General features: G+C 34.8%; 18 protein-coding genes, 1 pseudogene and 1 riboswitch. Of the genes and pseudogenes, 7 read left to right on the forward strand and 12 right to left on the reverse strand.

Going from position 1 to position 16,469, the window contains the following annotated elements:
* Positions 1–16: 16 nt before the first annotated feature.
* Complete coding sequence (locus ACFWDE_RS09410; RefSeq protein WP_377891754.1) at positions 17–484, reverse strand: YusW family protein; 468 nt, start codon at positions 482–484, stop codon at positions 17–19.
* Between the two features lie 152 nt (positions 485–636).
* Here ACFWDE_RS09410 and ACFWDE_RS09415 point away from each other — a divergent pair.
* Positions 637–909 (forward strand): annotated as a pseudogene (locus ACFWDE_RS09415) (ABC-2 transporter permease).
* Between the two features lie 46 nt (positions 910–955).
* Here the strand turns inward: ACFWDE_RS09415 and ACFWDE_RS09420 are convergent.
* The 4 genes from ACFWDE_RS09420 to proC form a co-directional block, all read right to left on the reverse strand.
* Positions 956–2,596, reverse strand: coding sequence for a peptide ABC transporter substrate-binding protein (locus tag ACFWDE_RS09420; RefSeq protein WP_377891757.1), 1,641 nt, complete (start codon positions 2,594–2,596; stop codon positions 956–958).
* A 384-nt stretch (positions 2,597–2,980) separates the two neighbouring features.
* Positions 2,981–4,621 carry a peptide ABC transporter substrate-binding protein gene (locus ACFWDE_RS09425; protein ID WP_377891759.1) on the reverse strand — a complete coding sequence of 547 codons (1,641 nt, stop codon included), beginning with the start codon at positions 4,619–4,621 and terminating at the stop codon, positions 2,981–2,983.
* 134 nt (positions 4,622–4,755) lie between these two features.
* A riboswitch (SAM riboswitch) is annotated at positions 4,756–4,860 on the reverse strand.
* A gap of 154 nt (positions 4,861–5,014) precedes the next feature.
* Positions 5,015–5,848 (reverse strand): aldo/keto reductase, encoded by an 834-nt coding sequence (locus ACFWDE_RS09430; RefSeq protein ID WP_377891761.1) that lies wholly within the window; start codon positions 5,846–5,848, stop codon positions 5,015–5,017.
* Between the two features lies 1 nt (position 5,849).
* Entirely contained in the window at positions 5,850–6,653 is an 804-nt protein-coding gene (gene proC, locus ACFWDE_RS09435) for a pyrroline-5-carboxylate reductase (RefSeq protein WP_002159567.1), read from the reverse strand.
* Positions 6,654–6,840: 187 nt separating this feature from the next.
* Here proC and pnuC point away from each other — a divergent pair, with 187 nt between their 5' ends.
* Positions 6,841–7,491, forward strand: a complete 651-nt coding sequence (pnuC, locus tag ACFWDE_RS09440) for a nicotinamide riboside transporter PnuC (protein WP_264539949.1) — start codon at positions 6,841–6,843, stop codon at positions 7,489–7,491.
* A gap of 68 nt (positions 7,492–7,559) precedes the next feature.
* Here pnuC and ACFWDE_RS09445 read toward each other — a convergent pair whose 3' ends face one another.
* The 3 genes from ACFWDE_RS09445 to modA all read right to left on the reverse strand — a co-directional run bounded on the left by ACFWDE_RS09445 (position 7,560) and on the right by modA (position 10,199).
* Positions 7,560–8,411 (reverse strand): GRP family sugar transporter, encoded by an 852-nt coding sequence (locus ACFWDE_RS09445; protein ID WP_377891764.1) that lies wholly within the window; start codon positions 8,409–8,411, stop codon positions 7,560–7,562.
* A gap of 300 nt (positions 8,412–8,711) precedes the next feature.
* Entirely contained in the window at positions 8,712–9,386 is a 675-nt protein-coding gene (modB, locus tag ACFWDE_RS09450; RefSeq protein WP_377891766.1) for a molybdate ABC transporter permease subunit, read from the reverse strand.
* 6 nt (positions 9,387–9,392) lie between these two features.
* On the reverse strand, positions 9,393–10,199 hold the full coding sequence (gene modA, locus ACFWDE_RS09455; protein WP_377891768.1) for a molybdate ABC transporter substrate-binding protein: 807 nt from the start codon (positions 10,197–10,199) through the stop codon (positions 9,393–9,395).
* A gap of 134 nt (positions 10,200–10,333) precedes the next feature.
* Here modA and ACFWDE_RS09460 point away from each other — a divergent pair, with 134 nt between their 5' ends.
* Complete coding sequence (locus tag ACFWDE_RS09460; protein WP_377891862.1) at positions 10,334–11,281, forward strand: substrate-binding domain-containing protein; 948 nt, start codon at positions 10,334–10,336, stop codon at positions 11,279–11,281.
* Between the two features lie 65 nt (positions 11,282–11,346).
* Here ACFWDE_RS09460 and ACFWDE_RS09465 read toward each other — a convergent pair whose 3' ends face one another.
* The gene (locus ACFWDE_RS09465; RefSeq protein ID WP_001060020.1) at positions 11,347–11,448 is read right to left on the reverse strand and encodes a DUF3948 family protein; all 102 of its coding nucleotides are present in this window, start codon (positions 11,446–11,448) and stop codon (positions 11,347–11,349) included.
* Positions 11,449–11,703: 255 nt separating this feature from the next.
* Positions 11,704–12,570: a LysR family transcriptional regulator gene (locus tag ACFWDE_RS09470; RefSeq protein ID WP_377891771.1), complete on the reverse strand. Its 867-nt coding sequence runs from the start codon at positions 12,568–12,570 to the stop codon at positions 11,704–11,706.
* Positions 12,571–12,697: 127 nt separating this feature from the next.
* On the opposite strand from ACFWDE_RS09470, the gene ACFWDE_RS09475 reads away from it, so the two are divergent.
* Both ACFWDE_RS09475 and ACFWDE_RS09480 read left to right on the forward strand, forming a co-directional pair.
* Positions 12,698–13,666: a DMT family transporter gene (locus ACFWDE_RS09475; protein WP_377891774.1), complete on the forward strand. Its 969-nt coding sequence runs from the start codon at positions 12,698–12,700 to the stop codon at positions 13,664–13,666.
* 22 nt (positions 13,667–13,688) lie between these two features.
* A complete protein-coding gene (locus ACFWDE_RS09480; RefSeq protein ID WP_105587166.1) occupies positions 13,689–13,829 on the forward strand; it encodes a YrzO family protein in 141 nt (46 codons plus the stop codon).
* 61 nt (positions 13,830–13,890) lie between these two features.
* Here the strand turns inward: ACFWDE_RS09480 and ACFWDE_RS09485 are convergent, their stop codons facing one another.
* Positions 13,891–13,986 (reverse strand): DUF3948 family protein, encoded by a 96-nt coding sequence (locus ACFWDE_RS09485; RefSeq protein WP_070127837.1) that lies wholly within the window; start codon positions 13,984–13,986, stop codon positions 13,891–13,893.
* 336 nt (positions 13,987–14,322) lie between these two features.
* Between ACFWDE_RS09485 and ACFWDE_RS09490 the strand changes: the two genes are divergently transcribed.
* Complete coding sequence (locus tag ACFWDE_RS09490) at positions 14,323–14,928, forward strand: lysophospholipid acyltransferase family protein (RefSeq protein WP_377891779.1); 606 nt, start codon at positions 14,323–14,325, stop codon at positions 14,926–14,928.
* A 71-nt stretch (positions 14,929–14,999) separates the two neighbouring features.
* Here ACFWDE_RS09490 and ACFWDE_RS09495 read toward each other — a convergent pair whose 3' ends face one another.
* Positions 15,000–15,092 carry a DUF3948 family protein gene (locus ACFWDE_RS09495; RefSeq protein ID WP_012260201.1) on the reverse strand — a complete coding sequence of 31 codons (93 nt, stop codon included), beginning with the start codon at positions 15,090–15,092 and terminating at the stop codon, positions 15,000–15,002.
* A 305-nt stretch (positions 15,093–15,397) separates the two neighbouring features.
* On the opposite strand from ACFWDE_RS09495, the gene ACFWDE_RS09500 reads away from it, so the two are divergent.
* Positions 15,398–16,375, forward strand: coding sequence for a LacI family DNA-binding transcriptional regulator (locus ACFWDE_RS09500; protein WP_377891782.1), 978 nt, complete (start codon positions 15,398–15,400; stop codon positions 16,373–16,375).
* Positions 16,376–16,469 lie beyond the last annotated feature (94 nt).

A 16,469-nucleotide genomic window follows, 5' to 3' on the forward strand; every position in this document is an offset into this window, starting at 1 on the left:
GCAACCGCCTACTTCTTTATTTTATTTCTCTTTTATATTCTTTTTTCGTTCCGTCAGAGAAGACAACTTCTAAAGCGAATTTTTGATAGTCTTTATCAAGTTTGAATACATTTACTACTTGATCAATTACTTCTTGATCCGGTGTGTTTTTATCAAATTTTAATTCTTGTAGAAGAGGGCTTAATTTTGTAATAGCCTCGTTGCCTGTGAACTTTACATCTGTTTTATGGTCTTCAATTTTTGCTTCCATTTTCTTATCCGCTGCTACATTTTTATAATCAGCTTCGTAGTCTTTCTTTGTATCTTGATAGTCTGCCTTTAAATCAAATTCATTAAAGTTTAGTTTTAAATCAGCAGGCGCTTCATTCTTTGCCTCTTCTGTAGTCTTTTTATTAGAAGTTGTGTCTTCTTTTGCAGGAGCTTTACATCCTGTTAATGCAGGTACTAGCATAAGAGCTAATAAAATTGATAGTAAAATTCTCATTATAAATTCCTCCTTATGTAACTTCTTTCTATACAAGTTTTTCCCAATTCCATGTAATTATGTATAAACCTAATAAATTATTTCCTTAAGGGGGACACATGCTTATTAATTAAATTGAAAGTAATTTGTATGTATATGGGGAGTTTTAAAAAATATCTTTGGCTTTCTTATCATTAACACAAATAAGCATCACTGTATTTGGAAATGCAGTGATGCTTTCTAAAACATATTAAACAATCGGTGAATTATTTCCCACAACATATGCGGCGAATGGTTATTATACAATAATATTTAGCAGAGTTAATTTAGAGGGGGATATTATTTCATTATTACTCATGATACTAGTTACACAATTGATAGCGGGAATTACTCTAGTTATAAAAGGAATGGTAAAGAGAAGAAGCTCTGTAGTTAAAGAAGTATAAAGTAAAAAAGGTATCCCACGAAGGATACCTTTTTTATTAGTACTTATTATTTTGCAACTTCTGTCCACTTGTAGTTAAATTCACCGCCGAAGTCAGTTGTTACAAGTCCTTTAATAAATCCGCGTTGTAAGTAAGAACGACCTTGTTGGTATAAAGGAGCAACAGCACCATCTTGTAATAAGATTTTTTCAGCTTGCTTCATTGCTTCCCAGCGACCTTTTTCATCACCAGCTAAATCAGTTTTTACTTTACGAATAAGCTCGTCGTACTCTTTGTTAGAGTATTTATCGAAGTTATAAGCACTATCTGTTGTGAATAGATCTAAGAATGTAATAGGATCCGCGAAGTCAGGGCCCCAGCCATCGATTCCGATTTCGTAATCACCACTTAATAGTAGTTTTAACTGTTGTTTACGTGGTTGAGGTTTTAAATTCACTGTTAATCCATCTAGATTCTTTTCTAATTCACCTTTTAAATATTCACCAGTTTTCTTAGCTAAAGCATTATCACTTGTTAATAGTTCAATTGTTACTTTGTCAGTACCAAGTTCTTGTTTCGCTTTTTTCCAGTTTTCTTTTGCAGATTTCATATCATCTTTGGCTAGATTTCCATTCTCTTTACGGAAGTCATTACCGTCTGGACTTTTTGCGAATTTCGCAGGAACCATTCCTTCTGCTGGAACAGCACCGTTATTTAAAATTGTTTCTACGTATGCTTTTTTATTCATTGCGCCGTTAATAGCAAGGCGTGCATGTTGATTTTTTAATGTTTCATTTTTTTGATTGAGTCGTAAGAATTGAATACCAACTTCAGCGCGGTCCTTGAAGTTTGGATCGCCCTTATATTTATCAACAAACTCCGCAGTTAAAGCAACACGATCAATTTGTCCTGAATCATATAAGTTAACTTCTGTAGACTTATCTTTCACGACATTGAAGTTGATTTCTTCTAATTTTACAGTTTTAGCATCCCAATAGTTAGGGTTCTTCTTCAATTGGAAGCTCTGTTCATGTTTCCAGTTATCTAATGTGAAGGCACCGTTGTAAATTAAATGATTTGTTTCTAAACCATATTTATCACCTTGGGATTTTAAGTAATCTTCATTAATTGGTAAGAATGTTGAGAATGTCGTCAAGCTTAAGAAGTAGGGAACAGGACGGTCTAGTTGTACTTCTAAAGTTTTATCATCAAGAGCTTTGACCCCTAGTTGATCAATTGGCAATTGTTTTTGATTTATTTGTTTCGCATTCTGTATATCGAAGAATAAGAATGCATATTCAGCTGCTGTATCAGGATTTACGGCACGTTGCCAAGCGAAGACAAAGTCTTTTGCTGTAACAGGAGTACCGTTTGACCATTTTGAATCACGAAGATGGAAAGTATACTTTGTTTTATCTGGACTAATGTCAACCGACTCAGCAACACCAGGAATTGGTTTATTATCTTCTCCCACTGCATATAAACCTTCAAAAACATTTCGCATTACGTTCATGGATTCCCCATCCGTTGCTTTTGCAACATCCATTGTTGGAATTTCTGAAGCAAATGACAAGTTAATTGCCTGTTTATCAGGTACTTTATCGTTTGCTTTCGCTCCGCTTGCATTATCTTTATTTCCCCCGCAAGCAGTTAGTAGTAGACTTGCCCCTAAAATAGATGCAACAACAGGTACAACTTTTTTCTTCATTTTTCTTTCCTCCCTAAATGTGTTGTTCGTAACGTCATAATGTCCATGTCTTGAAGTGTAGTAATAGAAGAAGAGAAAACCTATTATAAATATGTGTATATAGGTAATCAGGTGTTCTATATGTATATACATGTTGAACTATAATCTATCGTTATATGTTCCAACATAGTAGACATTACATTTTTATGATGAAATATTTTGTTTCTTTGATTATTTAGAATATTAACATTGGAAAGAACTATATGTCAATAATAAAAATAGAATGTTAATTTCTTGAAATAATATATTAAAAAAGTAGATTCCCGTGTATTAAGGAATCTACTTTTAATGTATTTTATGAAAAAATAATTAGTATGGTGGAATAACGTTGATCAAAGTTACAATTTAATTTTCGATTTTTGCCCACTTGAAGTTTAACTGGCCTGCAAAGTCAACTTGCACAATTCCTTTTACATAAGAACGCTCTAGATAAGATTCTCCTTTTTGGTAAAGAGGAGCGATAACAGAGTCCTTAAATAATATTTTTTCTGATGCTAGTAACGCTTCCCAGCGAGCTTTTTCATCACCAGCCAAGGTAGTTTTAACTTTTTCAATTGTGTCATCAAACTCTTTATTAGAGTAATGATCTAAGTTATAAGGGTTATTCGTCGTAAATAGTTCAAGGAATGTAATTGGATCAGCAAAGTCAGGACTCCAACCGTCAATTCCAATTTCGTAGTCACCTTTTAATAAGAGTGAAACTTGCTGCTTACGCGGTTGAGGTTTTATATTTACTGTTAAGCCGTCTAAATTTTTTTCTAGTTGTCCTTTTAAGAATTCACCAGTTTTCTTTTCAAGGTCACCATCACTGGTTAATAATTCTAATGTGATTTTTTCAGATCCAAGTTCTTGTTTTGCCTTTTTCCATAATTCTTGTGCAGATTTTGTATCGATTTTTGTTAAATCGCCGTTTGCAGTACGGAAGTCTGTTCCGTCAGGTCCTTTTGCAAAGTTTTTTGGAACGAGACTAAAGGTTGGTGTAGAGCCATCGTTTAATAACGTATTTACAAAAGATTTTCGGTCAATTGTCTGAGCAATCGCTTGGCGTGCAGAGACATTTTGAAGTACTTTGTTTTGTTGGTTCATACGTAAAAATTGTACGCCTACATTTGGACGTTCTTTAAAGTCCTCATCTTTTTTATACTTATCAACGAAATCAGATGTTAATTTTATACGGTCTAATTGTTTTGATTCAAATAAATTTACTTCTGTTGATTTCTCTTTCACAACGTTGAAATTGATTTCTTCGAGTTTGACATTATCTTTATCCCAATAGGTAGGGTTTTTCTTAAATTTAAAGCTTTGTTCATGCTTCCAATCGTTTAGTGTAAAAGCTCCGTTGTATAAGATTTTATTATCTTCTAAAGCGTACTTATCACCTTGTGCTTTAAAGAATTCCTCGTTGATTGGTAGAAATGTTGGGAACGCCGTTAAGCTAATAAAATAGGGAACAGGACGCTCTAATTCTACTTCAAACGTATGGTCATCAACTGCTTTTACACCAAGTTGATCGGCTGGAAGCTCTTTGTTGTTAATCTTTGTTGCGTTTTTAATATCAAAGAATAAAAATGCATATTCAGAGGCTGTTGCTGGATCGACAGCTCTTTGCCAAGCGAAGACAAAATCTTTTGCTGTAACAGGAGTACCGTTTGACCATTTTGAATCTCGTAAATGGAATGTGTATTTCGTTTTATCACCACTTATTTCATGAGATTTTGCAACACCAGGAACAGGTTTATTACCTTCACCAAGATTATACAAACCTTCAAATACGTTTCTCATTACTTGACCAGAATCAGTATCTGTAGCACGAGCTGTATCCATTGTTCGAATCTCAGTAGGTGAAGATAAGTTTAAAACTTGCTTACTAGGTGCCTCATCTTTTGCATTTGCTCCGCTAGCTTCGTTTTTATAACTACCGCAACCAGTCAATAAAATACTTACTCCTACAACTGATGCAATACCGGGTACAAACTTCTTTTTCATTTGATTTTCCTCCTAGATAATTAATAAGTTTGGATGATAATGAGGGAATGAAAAATAAAAAATCCCTCTTTTCGGATTGAGAAAGAGGGATTTTTACGTACAAGTTATGCACCCGTATATAAACGAAGTCCCTCATTCTATCTTTCAAGCACAAAGCTTGCAGGAAGTGGCACAGTATTCAAAATGAACCTGCTGCCGAGGTTTCAAAGGGCCAGTCCCTCCACCTCTCTTGATACAATGAGTAAAAAAATGAATTTTATTAATTTTTGTGTTTCTTTGATAATTCAAAATCTTACACCTTAGATAATGAAGTGTCAATCAAATGGAATATAGTTTAAATTTTCAGTTTTATTAAAAATAAAAAAACCACTGCATATGGCAGTGGTTTCCCTACTAGAAGTTAAAGTTATCTGGATCTGGACCAACGCGATGATTTTCATTTAAAGCTTGGATTGCTTTCATATCATCCGAGCTTAGTTCAAAATCGAAGATGTTCGCATTTTCAATAATGCGATGTTCTTTAATAGACTTAGGGATTGTTACAATTTCATTTTGTAAATCCCAACGTAAAATAACTTGTGCAGTTGATTTGTTATGTTTTGCAGCAATTTCTTGTAGTGTTGGATTATCCAGTAGCTGCCCCTGCATTAATGGTGACCAAGCTTCAAGCTGAATACCATGCTCTTTACAGAAAGTATGCAATTCTTCTTGTGCTAAACGTGGATGGTATTCTACTTGGTTAACCATTGGTTTAATCTCAGCAATTTCAAATACGTCTTGCAAATGGTGAATATGGAAATTACTCACACCAATAGCACGAACACGACCGTCTTTATAAAGTTTCTCTAAAGCTTTCCATGATTCAGTGTATTTTCCTTTTACAGGCCAATGCACTAAGTATAGATCTAAATATTCTAGACCTAATTTTTCTAATGTAGTTTCAAATGCTTGTAATGTTGACTCGTAACCTTGATCACTATTCCACACTTTTGAAGTGATGAATAACTCTTCACGAGGAATACCAGATTCTTGAATTGCCTGTCCAACGCCTTCTTCGTTTTTATATATGGCAGCAGTATCGATGCTACGGTATCCATTTTTTATAGCTGCCTTTACAGAATCAATTACTTCTGTACCATCTTCAACTTTAAAAACACCTAAGCCGAACCAAGGCATTTTCACGCCGTTATGTAATGTTGTATAGTCGTTTAAACTTGTTAAAGTCATATTAATTCCCCCTAGCTTTTTTATTGGTCGCTTCAACTGCTTGTTGAATGACTTCTGAAAAATTATTTTCATATAGAACTTTTAAGCCTTCAGCCGTTGAACCTCCTGGTGTTGTTACTTGTTCGCGGAGCATAGCTGGATCCTGATTTTGCTGGAGCATAGCGGCAGAGCCAGCAATCATTTGAATGACAAGGTATTTTGCTGTTTCCTCATCAATACCATAGCTTTTCGTTGCTTCAATTAAACCTTCAGCAAAGTGATAGAGAAAAGCAGGTGCACTACCAGTAACTGCGGTAAGTTGGTGAACTTCTTCTTCGGTACAAAACTGTGAGGTACCGATACCTTTTAAAAGAAGTTGTAACGTTTCTTGATGTGTTTCATCTACAGAATGTCCCGTCGTATATAAGGAGATAGACTTTCCAATTCCAGCAGCTGTATTTGGCATAATCCAAGCAACAGGTGTCCCTTGGGGAAGTCTTTCTTCTAGATAAGATGGTCCGATTCCGGCAGCAACTGTCACGACAAATTGATCAGTTAGAAGAGGGGATAGATCCGCTAATAGCTGTTCATGTGCGACAGGTGGCATTGCTAAAACGATTGTATCTACAGATTTAATATGCTGTTTCCAATCAGTTGTAATCGATAGATCATATTGAGTTTGTAATTGTGTTAGTTTTTCTATGTTACTTCGGTTGGAAACAATAATTTCTTCGATGTATTCTTTACTTGTTGTAAGTAGTCCAGCAAATATAGCTTCTGCCATACGACCGGCACCAATAAATAAAATTCGATGTTTATTAGGCATATCCTTTATTCCTTTCTGATGAGAATATGTTATAAAAAACGATACCATTTTTAAGAGAATTTTGTAAAAAGAAAAGACTTACCGTAGGTGGAATGGATAACGAGGGTCAGGAAATTCATGGTAAAGGGGAGAGCTATTCCTTATACTGGTGATAGGGAATTTATTACACATCTGGGGAGAGATAATCATGGTTAGAAGTCCACTTTTTTTACTCAGTTCTAGTATAATTTGCGTATTGGTTGGATTGTATATTCAATCGAGTTATATTGAAATTTTTGCATCGATTATGGGGATTATTAATGTTTGGTTATTAGCAAGAGAAAAAGTATCCAACTTTTTATTTGGCATGATTACTGTTGCGGTATTTCTGTATATTTTTATTGCACAAGGCTTATATGCAATGGCGGTATTGGCAGCCTTTCAATTTATCTTTAATGTATATGGTTGGTATTATTGGATTGCACGTAGTGGGGAGGGAGAGGTAAAAGCAACAGTTCGTTTAGATTTGAAAGAGTGGACTTTTTATATAATTTTTATTTTAGTTGCTTGGATTGGTTGGGGTTATTATCAAGTCCGTTATTTAGAATCAACAAGTCCATATTTAGACGCTTTAAATGCTGTATTAGGATTAGTAGCTCAATTTATGCTCAGTCGAAAAATATTAGAAAACTGGCATTTATGGATTTTATATAACGTAGTTAGCATTGTGATTTATATTTCCACTGGTTTATACGTTATGCTAATATTAGCTGTTATTAATCTCTTTATATGTGTAGCTGGTTTGCTAGAGTGGAAGAAGAACTATAAAGGACAAGTGCATGTAAATAATTATATTTAGAAAATAATTAAAATCGAAAAAACCCCTGGGGCACATATGCCCCAGGGGTTTTTTAATAGAATATAAGTTTATGCTTTTGTTAGACCAAGTAATACAGCGCCGCCGATAATTAAAACACTACCTAGTGCAATAAAGATCAATTGACGTTTTGTTTTCTTTTCACCTAAGAAGACAATCGCACCGAATGTTGAGATAACGATTCCAGTTTGAGATAATGGGAAGCTTGTCGCTACTCCGACACGTGGTAATGAAAGAAGTAAGAATAAGTTTCCTGTTCCCCAAAGTAAACCAGATACAGCATTACGGATGGCATATTTGTTAAATGGTTTATGTTTAGACGTCAGTACAACCGCACCAACGAACATACCAACTGCCTGTGGTAAAATAGCAGACCAACCATCGATGTTATACCAACGAATAATAATTACATATACAAGATAGCCGAAAGTAGAAACAATTAAAGTAAGAAGTCCCTTTTTCAATTGTCCTGGTGGCTGTGCATTTTCTTTATCATCTAATGATGTGAATACTACACCAACTACGATTAATAGGATTGCAATCGTTCCCATAACGATCGTTGTTGTAGTAGTCCACTCGCGGAAAGCGATAACTCCAAAGATAGAAGTTGCAACAAGTTGCATACCAGTAGAAATCGTTACAGTAGTTGAAACACCTAGTTTTTCAACTGTTTTTAATTGGTTTACTTGTCCTAAAGCCCAGAATAAACCTGAAATAAAACCAACAATCAAGATTGTCATTGTTAAAGCTGGTTGAGTAAATACATACATAACTGTTGCGAAGAATAGAGCACCGATTGTCATACCTACCGTTTGGCTATATGCACCACCGCCCATTTTTACGCTTACTAATAAGATGTTTCCCCATGCAATTGCAGGAAGAAGCGCTAATAAAATGTCCATTACAAGACTCCCTTCGGTTTGCTATACCAATATAATTACATATCGTTCTAACGATCGGTAATGCCCCACTAATAGAGTAGAAGATTACCGATCGCTAAAACAGGATGAAGAATTCACGATATAAATGCGTTTTCATTTCTTCATTTTTTCAAACACCTCCATATAATAACAGGAAATTACCTATTTTAGAAAGTAAATTCAAATAGAATGTATATTTGAATAAAAGGTAAAATTCAGTCACTTTATATAGTATATTTTATTTCCTGAGAAATAAAAAAGCAGCTTTTGTCGAAAGCTGCTTTAAGAGTTAGTAATTCTTTTATTAATGAGCTGAATACATAGGAGAAATACGAGTGACATACTGATAGTGATAATTACAAGTGTCCAAGCGAGTTGCATATTACTTGCATCAATGGCCATATAAATTGCTGTTGGGATTGTCTGTGTTTTACCGGGAATATTCCCAGCAAACATGAGTGTAGCACCAAATTCTCCTAGTGCACGAACAAAGCTTAAAATCATACCGCTTAGTAATGCAGGAAATGCAAGCGGTAGTGTGACGTGTAGAAAAACTTGATATTCACTGGCGCCAAGATCGCGAGCACCCTCTTCAATTTGTACATTTGCGATAGAAAATCCTGTTTTTGCTGATTGGTACATGAGCGGAAATGCAACAACTGTAGAAGCAATGATAGCAGCAGTAGATGTAAACATAATGGACTGCTGAAATAACGATTCTATCCACTTTCCAATGGGGCTGTTATTTCCGAAAATAATAATGAGAAAAAAGCCGATTACAGTTGGCGGAAGTACCATTGGTAATAAGAAAATAGTTTCTAGTATTACTTTATATCTCCATGAGGAGCGTGCTAGTGACCGACCGATAATCGTTCCTAAAATTGTGACGATAATGGTGGCGCATGCAGCTACTCGTAAAGATAGAAAGACAGGTGACAAAATATCATCAAAGCTCATGGCCAATTATGATAGGACTGTAAATCCATATTTCTTAAAGATAGATTGTGCATCTTTTGACTGCAAATATTCATAAAATGAAGTCGCCTCTTTCTTATGCTTCGATTCTTTTATAACGCCTAAAGGATAGTGGATTGGTTCATGAGAAGTAGCAGCTGCCGTCTCGCCAATCTTTACTTTGTCTGAAATGAGAGCATCTGTTTTGTATACAATACCAGCATCGACATTACCTGTTTCTACATATGTTAACACTTGGCGAACATCTTTTGTAAATACGATTTTATTTTGAATGTCATTCCAAAGATTTTCATGTGTGAGAGAAGCTTTTGCATATTTCCCAGCAGGTACTGATTCAGGTGTACCAAGTGCGATTTTCTTGATTTTTTCATCTTTTAAATCTTGGATTTTTGTAAGAGAACTATCTTTTGGGACGACTAGAACTAGTTCATTTCCAAGAAGATTTTTCCCTTCTTTTTCATTAATGAATCCTTTTTTAACAAGAGTTTGAAATTTATCTTCTGCCGCAGAGAAGAATAAATCGGCAGGCGCACCTTGTTCGATTTGTTGTTGAAGTGCACCAGAAGCACCGAAGTTAAAAGAAAGTTGAATAGTTGGCTCTTTCTCTTTATATTGTTTTTCAATTTCTTTTAATGCATCTTGTAAGCTAGCGGCAGCTGATACAGTCAGTTCGACTGTTTCTCCCTCTTTAGCAGCTGACTTTTCTTTCTTTTCCCCGCTTGTACAAGCAGCACTAAATATAAGAAGGAAAGAAAGTATAAGTGCCCCAATAGATCGTAATGTGAATTTGTTCATAAAAAAATCCCCTTTCGTTTTGACATATTTAATTATAACTAAATATAACTAATTATAACTAGTTATAATTGAATATAATTTGAACGATATGGTTGTTTTTAAAAAATAGGAGAAATATTCTTTTCTTTGTTACAATGAAGGAAGAAAGTGAGGAATCGTCTATGGATCATCATTCCTACACAACGGAAGAAGTAGCGAAGCGATTAAAAGTATCAAAATTAACTGTATACGACTTAATTAAAAAAGGAGAACTTCCTTCTTATAGAGTGGGTAGACAGATGCGCATTGATGCAGCGGATTTAGAGCAATATATAAAGCAAATGAAAACAGGAAAGATACAAGTTACTTCTGTAAAGAATGACGATAGTAGTATCTTGAATACATGCATTATTAGCGGGCAAGAACTAACGTTAGATATGCTGGCAAAACGTATAGAAAATCGATTGCCAAATTCTAATGTATTAAGAGCGTATCAAGGTAGTTTAACGAGTTTAGTGAAGATGTACCAAGGAGAAGGAAGTGTAGTTAGTTTACACTTATTTGATGGTGAAACGGGTGCATATAATGTTCCTTACGTAAAACGTATTTTAGTTGGACAACCATGTATTATGATCAATTTATTGGCAAGAAATGTGGGCTTTTATGTTCAAAAAGGAAATCCAAAGAAAATAAAGACATGGGCTGATATATCCCAATCCTCTATAAAATTTGTGAATCGAGAAAAAGGCTCTGGTATTAGGGTGCTAGTGGATGAACAATTACGAATTCAAAAGTTAAATAAAGAACATATTAGTGGATATGAATGGGAAGAATCAAATCATCTTGGTGTTGCTTCGCAAATTGCGAACGGAAAAGCTGATGTTGGAGTAGGGTCAGAAAAGGTTTCGCAAATTGTAAATGTAGACTTTATTCCGATAATGAAAGAACAGTATGATTTAGTAATTTTGAAGAATAAAGAAAACGAAGAGCTTATTGAAGTTATGAAAGACATTCTGCAATCGGAAGAATTTCATAATGAGTTAAAAGCGATTGGCGGATACGATATTAAGAAAACAGGCCAAATTATATATGAAACAAACTAAAAAGCTGCTTGTCTATAAGACGAGCAGCTTTTTCTATATATAAAGGGGTTTGGGGAAACGAATTGTTAAACAAGACTTTGAGCGAGTGTGTAAATGAAAGCTGTAAGAAGAGTCGCTCCACTTGCAAGTCCGATAAAGTCTGATTTGTTGAAAGTAATGTTGTTCATTATAATCTCTCCTTATTTGTTTAATGTAGTTGCAACTGCTTTTGCATCGACAAGTGCGGATAGCACCATGCCCATTGTGTTAAAAAAGTTGTTTGATTTCATTTTGTTCATCATGCGTATCCGCTCCTTTTCGAATTGTTGTTGCCCTGCTTTATGTCTTAATTATATGAAATATAGCCGCCTGCAACTATCGAATTAGCTTACGGGAGGATTACACTTTTGTAAGAAAAAAAGACATTCGTGTAAGAATGTCTTTTAGAGCATATTGATATGATGATGCTCTTCAATTGTTTTTAAAAAGCTACGCATTGAATTAGTCATGTAGCTATCTTTGCGACGTATGAAAACTGTTGAAATACTACCATATTTTTCAGGGATGGCATGACAATGTACTTTACCTGCCTTGGAAAGATGCTGGACGGCAGACTGTGGTACGAGTGTAATTCCAAGGCCAAGTGCAACACTGTTTAATATTGTTTCTAATATGTTAAATTCCATAATTCTTTTTGGTAGCAAACCTTCATCTTTAAGCCATCGTTCTAGCTTGGAACGGTATCCACATCCTTGATTAAAAACGAGTAGGGGCGTCGTAGTAAATTCTTCTATATGAAAAGCTTTACTTTGTGTAACAAGCATTAATTTCTCAGTACTAACATCGTATTGTTCAATTAGTGGATGTTTAATAGGACCTGATATAAAAGCACCATCTAATTGATGATCGAGTACTTCTCTAATAAGTTCTTCCGTTAGACCGGCTTGTAATGATAAATCGACATTTGGATAGCTTTTATAGTAAGAAGACAAGATGGTAGGTAATGTACTGACTGTTTCGACTGTACCAATTTTTAATATACCAGATGGTGTTTCACTATCTAAAAACACTTGTTTTAGCTCTTCAACATCTTGCAAAATTTTATTAACATAAACGAGCATTTTTCTGCCTTCAGCTGTTAAAGTCATGCCTCGTTTATGACGATAAAAGAGAGGTGTTTTTAGCTCGTTTTCTAATTGTTTAATACGCGCGGTTACATTTGATTGTACGTAATTTAACTCTTTTGCTGCGCTACTTACACTACCTCGGTCAGCAACGCTCTGGAAGATTTGTAAGTCTCGTAATTCCATTATATGCTCCCCCTTGATGTTAACTATCATTATAAATGATAGTTAGCATCATTTTGAATCATTTTACGTGATATATTTTTTCTTTTACAATTCTCCTTGTGCAAATAGAAAGAAGTGGGGGATTGTGGTGAGAAAAGGTCAAATGATAATAGGTGCTTTAGCGTGTTTAATTGCAAGTATGTCATGGGGAGCGATGTTTCCGGTTGCTGATCATGCGCTAGAATACATAGATCCGTTTTATTTTTCGTTAATTCGTTATGGGGCGGTAGCAATTGTACTGATTGTATTATTGCTAATGAAAGAAGGAAAGAAAGCATTTCGCTTAGAAGGAAGAGGAAAGTTACTCGTCTTTTTTGGAACAATGGCGTTTACCGTATACAATGTATTAATTTTTCTAGGACAAATGTTAATGGGAAGATCAGGTGTAATGGTAGCTTCTGTTATGGAGGCGCTTATGCCTATGATTTCAATTTGTATTTTATGGGGATATAAAAATATAAAGCCGAAGAAGTATATGATAACGAGCATGATTATCGCGTTTGTAGGGGCTGTATTTGTTATCACGAAAGGTGATATGAGTTTCTTTTTAACATTGAAAGATAATATGTTTTCACTAGCATTTATATTTGTTGGTGTTGTAGGCTGGGTTATTTATACGATGGGTGGTCAAACGTGTAGCGATTGGTCAACATTACGTTATTCTACGTTGACGTGTGTATTTGGTACGACTGTCACAGGGATTATAACTGTAATCATTACGGCGTTTGGATATGTATCAATTCCAAGTATGGAAACGATCTCTATTGTGAAATATGACTTGTTATTTATGATGACATTACCAGGTATCGTAGCACTACTTGCTTGGAACTATGGTGTGAAAATCTTATCATCAATTAATGGCATTTTATTTATTAACTTTGTACCAATTACTACTTTAGTTATTATGATGATGCAAGGATATAAAATAACAATGTTTGATATTGTAGGAACATTACTCGTTATTGCAGCGCTTATTCGTAATAATGTTTGTCAGAGAAAAGAAGAAAATATAAATAAACAAGTTTTACAAGAAGATCAATTGCGTCAAGCTGTTTAATAGGTAACTGGAGGATTTTTACATGTTAGAAAGTTTATTGTTTTTCTTTGCCGTTGGAGTTGCCTGCGAACTTGCAGCAATTAATCGGAATGGTCGTAAGAAGATAGAACAGCAGGCTGAGCTGATAGAGCTTTTAAAAGAGTTACAGGAAAGAAAAATTTAAGAAGACGACCGGGCATAGACGGTCGTCTTCTTCTATATAAAGGGGAAAGGGGACGCAAAGTTCATATAAGCGTAGCAGCGTAAATAAAAGCAGTAAGAAGAACCGAGCCGCTAGCTAATCCTAAAAAATCTAATTTGTTAAAAGTGATGTTATTCATTATAAATTCTCCTTACTTGTTTAATGTAGTAGTAACATTTTTTGCATCGACAAGAGCGGATAATACCATGCCCATTGTATTTAAGAAATTGTTCGTTTTAAATTTGTTCATCATATATATCCGCTCCTTTTCAAATGGTTGTTGTTACTTTCTGACTTAATTGTATAAGAGATTGGGGGAAGTCACTATCGAATTAGCTTACAAGAAAATTACACTTTTGTAAGAATTGAAATTTAACAATAAATACTTATTTTTATTACCAACTCCTAAAACTTAGTGTTATAATCGTTGTAAGAATATGATTCCAATTCGGATGTTTAGAAAGGAACGAAATGAATGTATAAACCAATTACATTTTCGTTGAAATATATATTTAAAATGGCCGGGAAAGTAGAAGTACAAGGGAGAGAGAAATTACCAGAAGGTGGCCCTTACGTTGTTGCTTGCACACATACAAGCTTTATGGACGTTTTAATGTTAGCAGCAGGAATGTACCCAACCCAAATTCATTACATGGCAAAAAAAGAATTGTTTGAAGGGAAATTTAAAAACTGGTTTTTTAAAAATGTAAATGCATTCCCTGTAGATCGTGCGAATCCAGGGCCAAGCACATTGAAAATTCCATCGCGTTTATTAAAAGAAGGGAAAGTAGTAGGGATTTTCCCAAGTGGGACGAGATCATCAGAAGACGTTTCACTAAAAGCTGGGGCTGTTACAATTGCAATGCGTTCTAATGTTCCGTTAATACCGGCAGCTTATGTTGGTCCATCAAGCGTAAAAGAATTGATAAAAGGAAAAAAAGCGCGATTAGTTTTTGGAGACCCAATTCAAATCGATGCTGAAGAACAAATAGATCGAAAAACGGCTATGAAAATGATGACAGATGAATTAAATGCAAAGTTTGACGAACTAAAGGAAGTTTTGCAGCCAAATCAAAAATAAGAAAAGACGACCGAGCATAGACGGTCGTCTTTTCTATTACTATTTATATAAAGGGGAAAGGGGACACAAAGTTATAGTGTAGCAGCGTAAATGAAAGCAGTAAGAAGAACCGTGCCGCTAGCTAGTCCTAAAAAATCTAATTTATTAAAAGTGATGTTGTTCATAATGCATTCTCCTTACTTGTTTAATGTAGAAGCAACAGCTTTTGCATCGATAAGAGCGGAAAATACCAAGCTCATTGTATTTAAGGAATTGTTCGTTTTCATTTTGTTCATCATATAGATCCGCTCCTTTTCAAATGGTTGTTGCCCTGTTTCTGACTTAATTATATGAAATGTTGCGGAGAGTCACTATCGAATTAGCTTACAGGAAAATTACACTTTTGTAAGAAAAACGAATGAAAGTGTCATGATGAGAAGATTTGACATATGTTCATGTGATTCATTAAGTTAAAAGTAGAGGTGAGTGTATGGCTAATATTAAAGATATTGCAAAGATGGCTGGGGTTTCAGTTACGACTGTTTCGAGGGTATTAAATGATCATCCGTATGTAAGTGAAGAAAAAAGGAAAGTTGTTTTAGAAATAGTTGAGAAATTGAATTACTCACAAAATGCAAATGCGGTTCATTTATCGAAAGGAAAGACGAATATTGTTGGTGTAATTCTGCCTTATATTAATCATCCGAGCTTCGATGCAATGGTAGGAGGAATGATGGAGGGAGCGTTAGCTCATAATTACAGAGTGCTACTTTGCCAAACGAATTACAATAAGAAGGAAGAAATGAAGAGTTTACATATGTTAAAGACAAAACAGTTGGATGGGCTTATTATTTGTTCACGTGCAAATGATTGGGAAGTGATAGAACCGTATGCTTCTTACGGCACAATAATTGCTTGTGAGGATAACGATATTTCAAATATCTCGAGTGTATATACAAATCATTCAGCTGCTTTTCAATTAGGGATGAATTATTTGATTGAAAAAAATTATAAAAAAATCGGTTATTGTACGGGAAGAAGATTAGGGCCGAGTAGTCAAAAACGTTTTGATGCTTATAAACAGCAACTGCAATCTATAGATGAAGAAGTGAATGAAGAATGGATTTTTACAGAATGTTTTACATTAGAAGATGGTGTGAGAGTGGCTCATAAGTTAAAGGAGATGCAGAATCTCCCGGAAGCTTTAATAGTAGCAGGAGATGAAGTTGCGATTGGAATCATGACAGAAGTTGAAAAATTAGGTATTAAAGTTCCTGAGGATTTAGCGATTATTGGTTTTGATAATCAACCGATTTCTCAAGTTTTACAACTTACAACCATTGACCAAAATTTAAAGGGAATAGGTAAGACGGCTTTTGAAATGTTTTACAGGCAAGTAAATGATGAGAGTTCTAAACAAGAAAAGGTGGAAATGCCTTATAAACTTGTGGAACGCTCTACAGTTTAGCTGGAATCCGTTATGTGTATAATCACATAACGGATTATTTTTTTGAAATATCTTTGACAGGAAACGCGTTTCATACTTTATAAAGGAGTTACAC

The sequence above is a fragment of the Bacillus sp. NPDC060175 genome, assembly GCF_042728695.1.
Taxonomy (GTDB): Bacteria; Bacillota; Bacilli; order Bacillales; family Bacillaceae_G; genus Bacillus_A.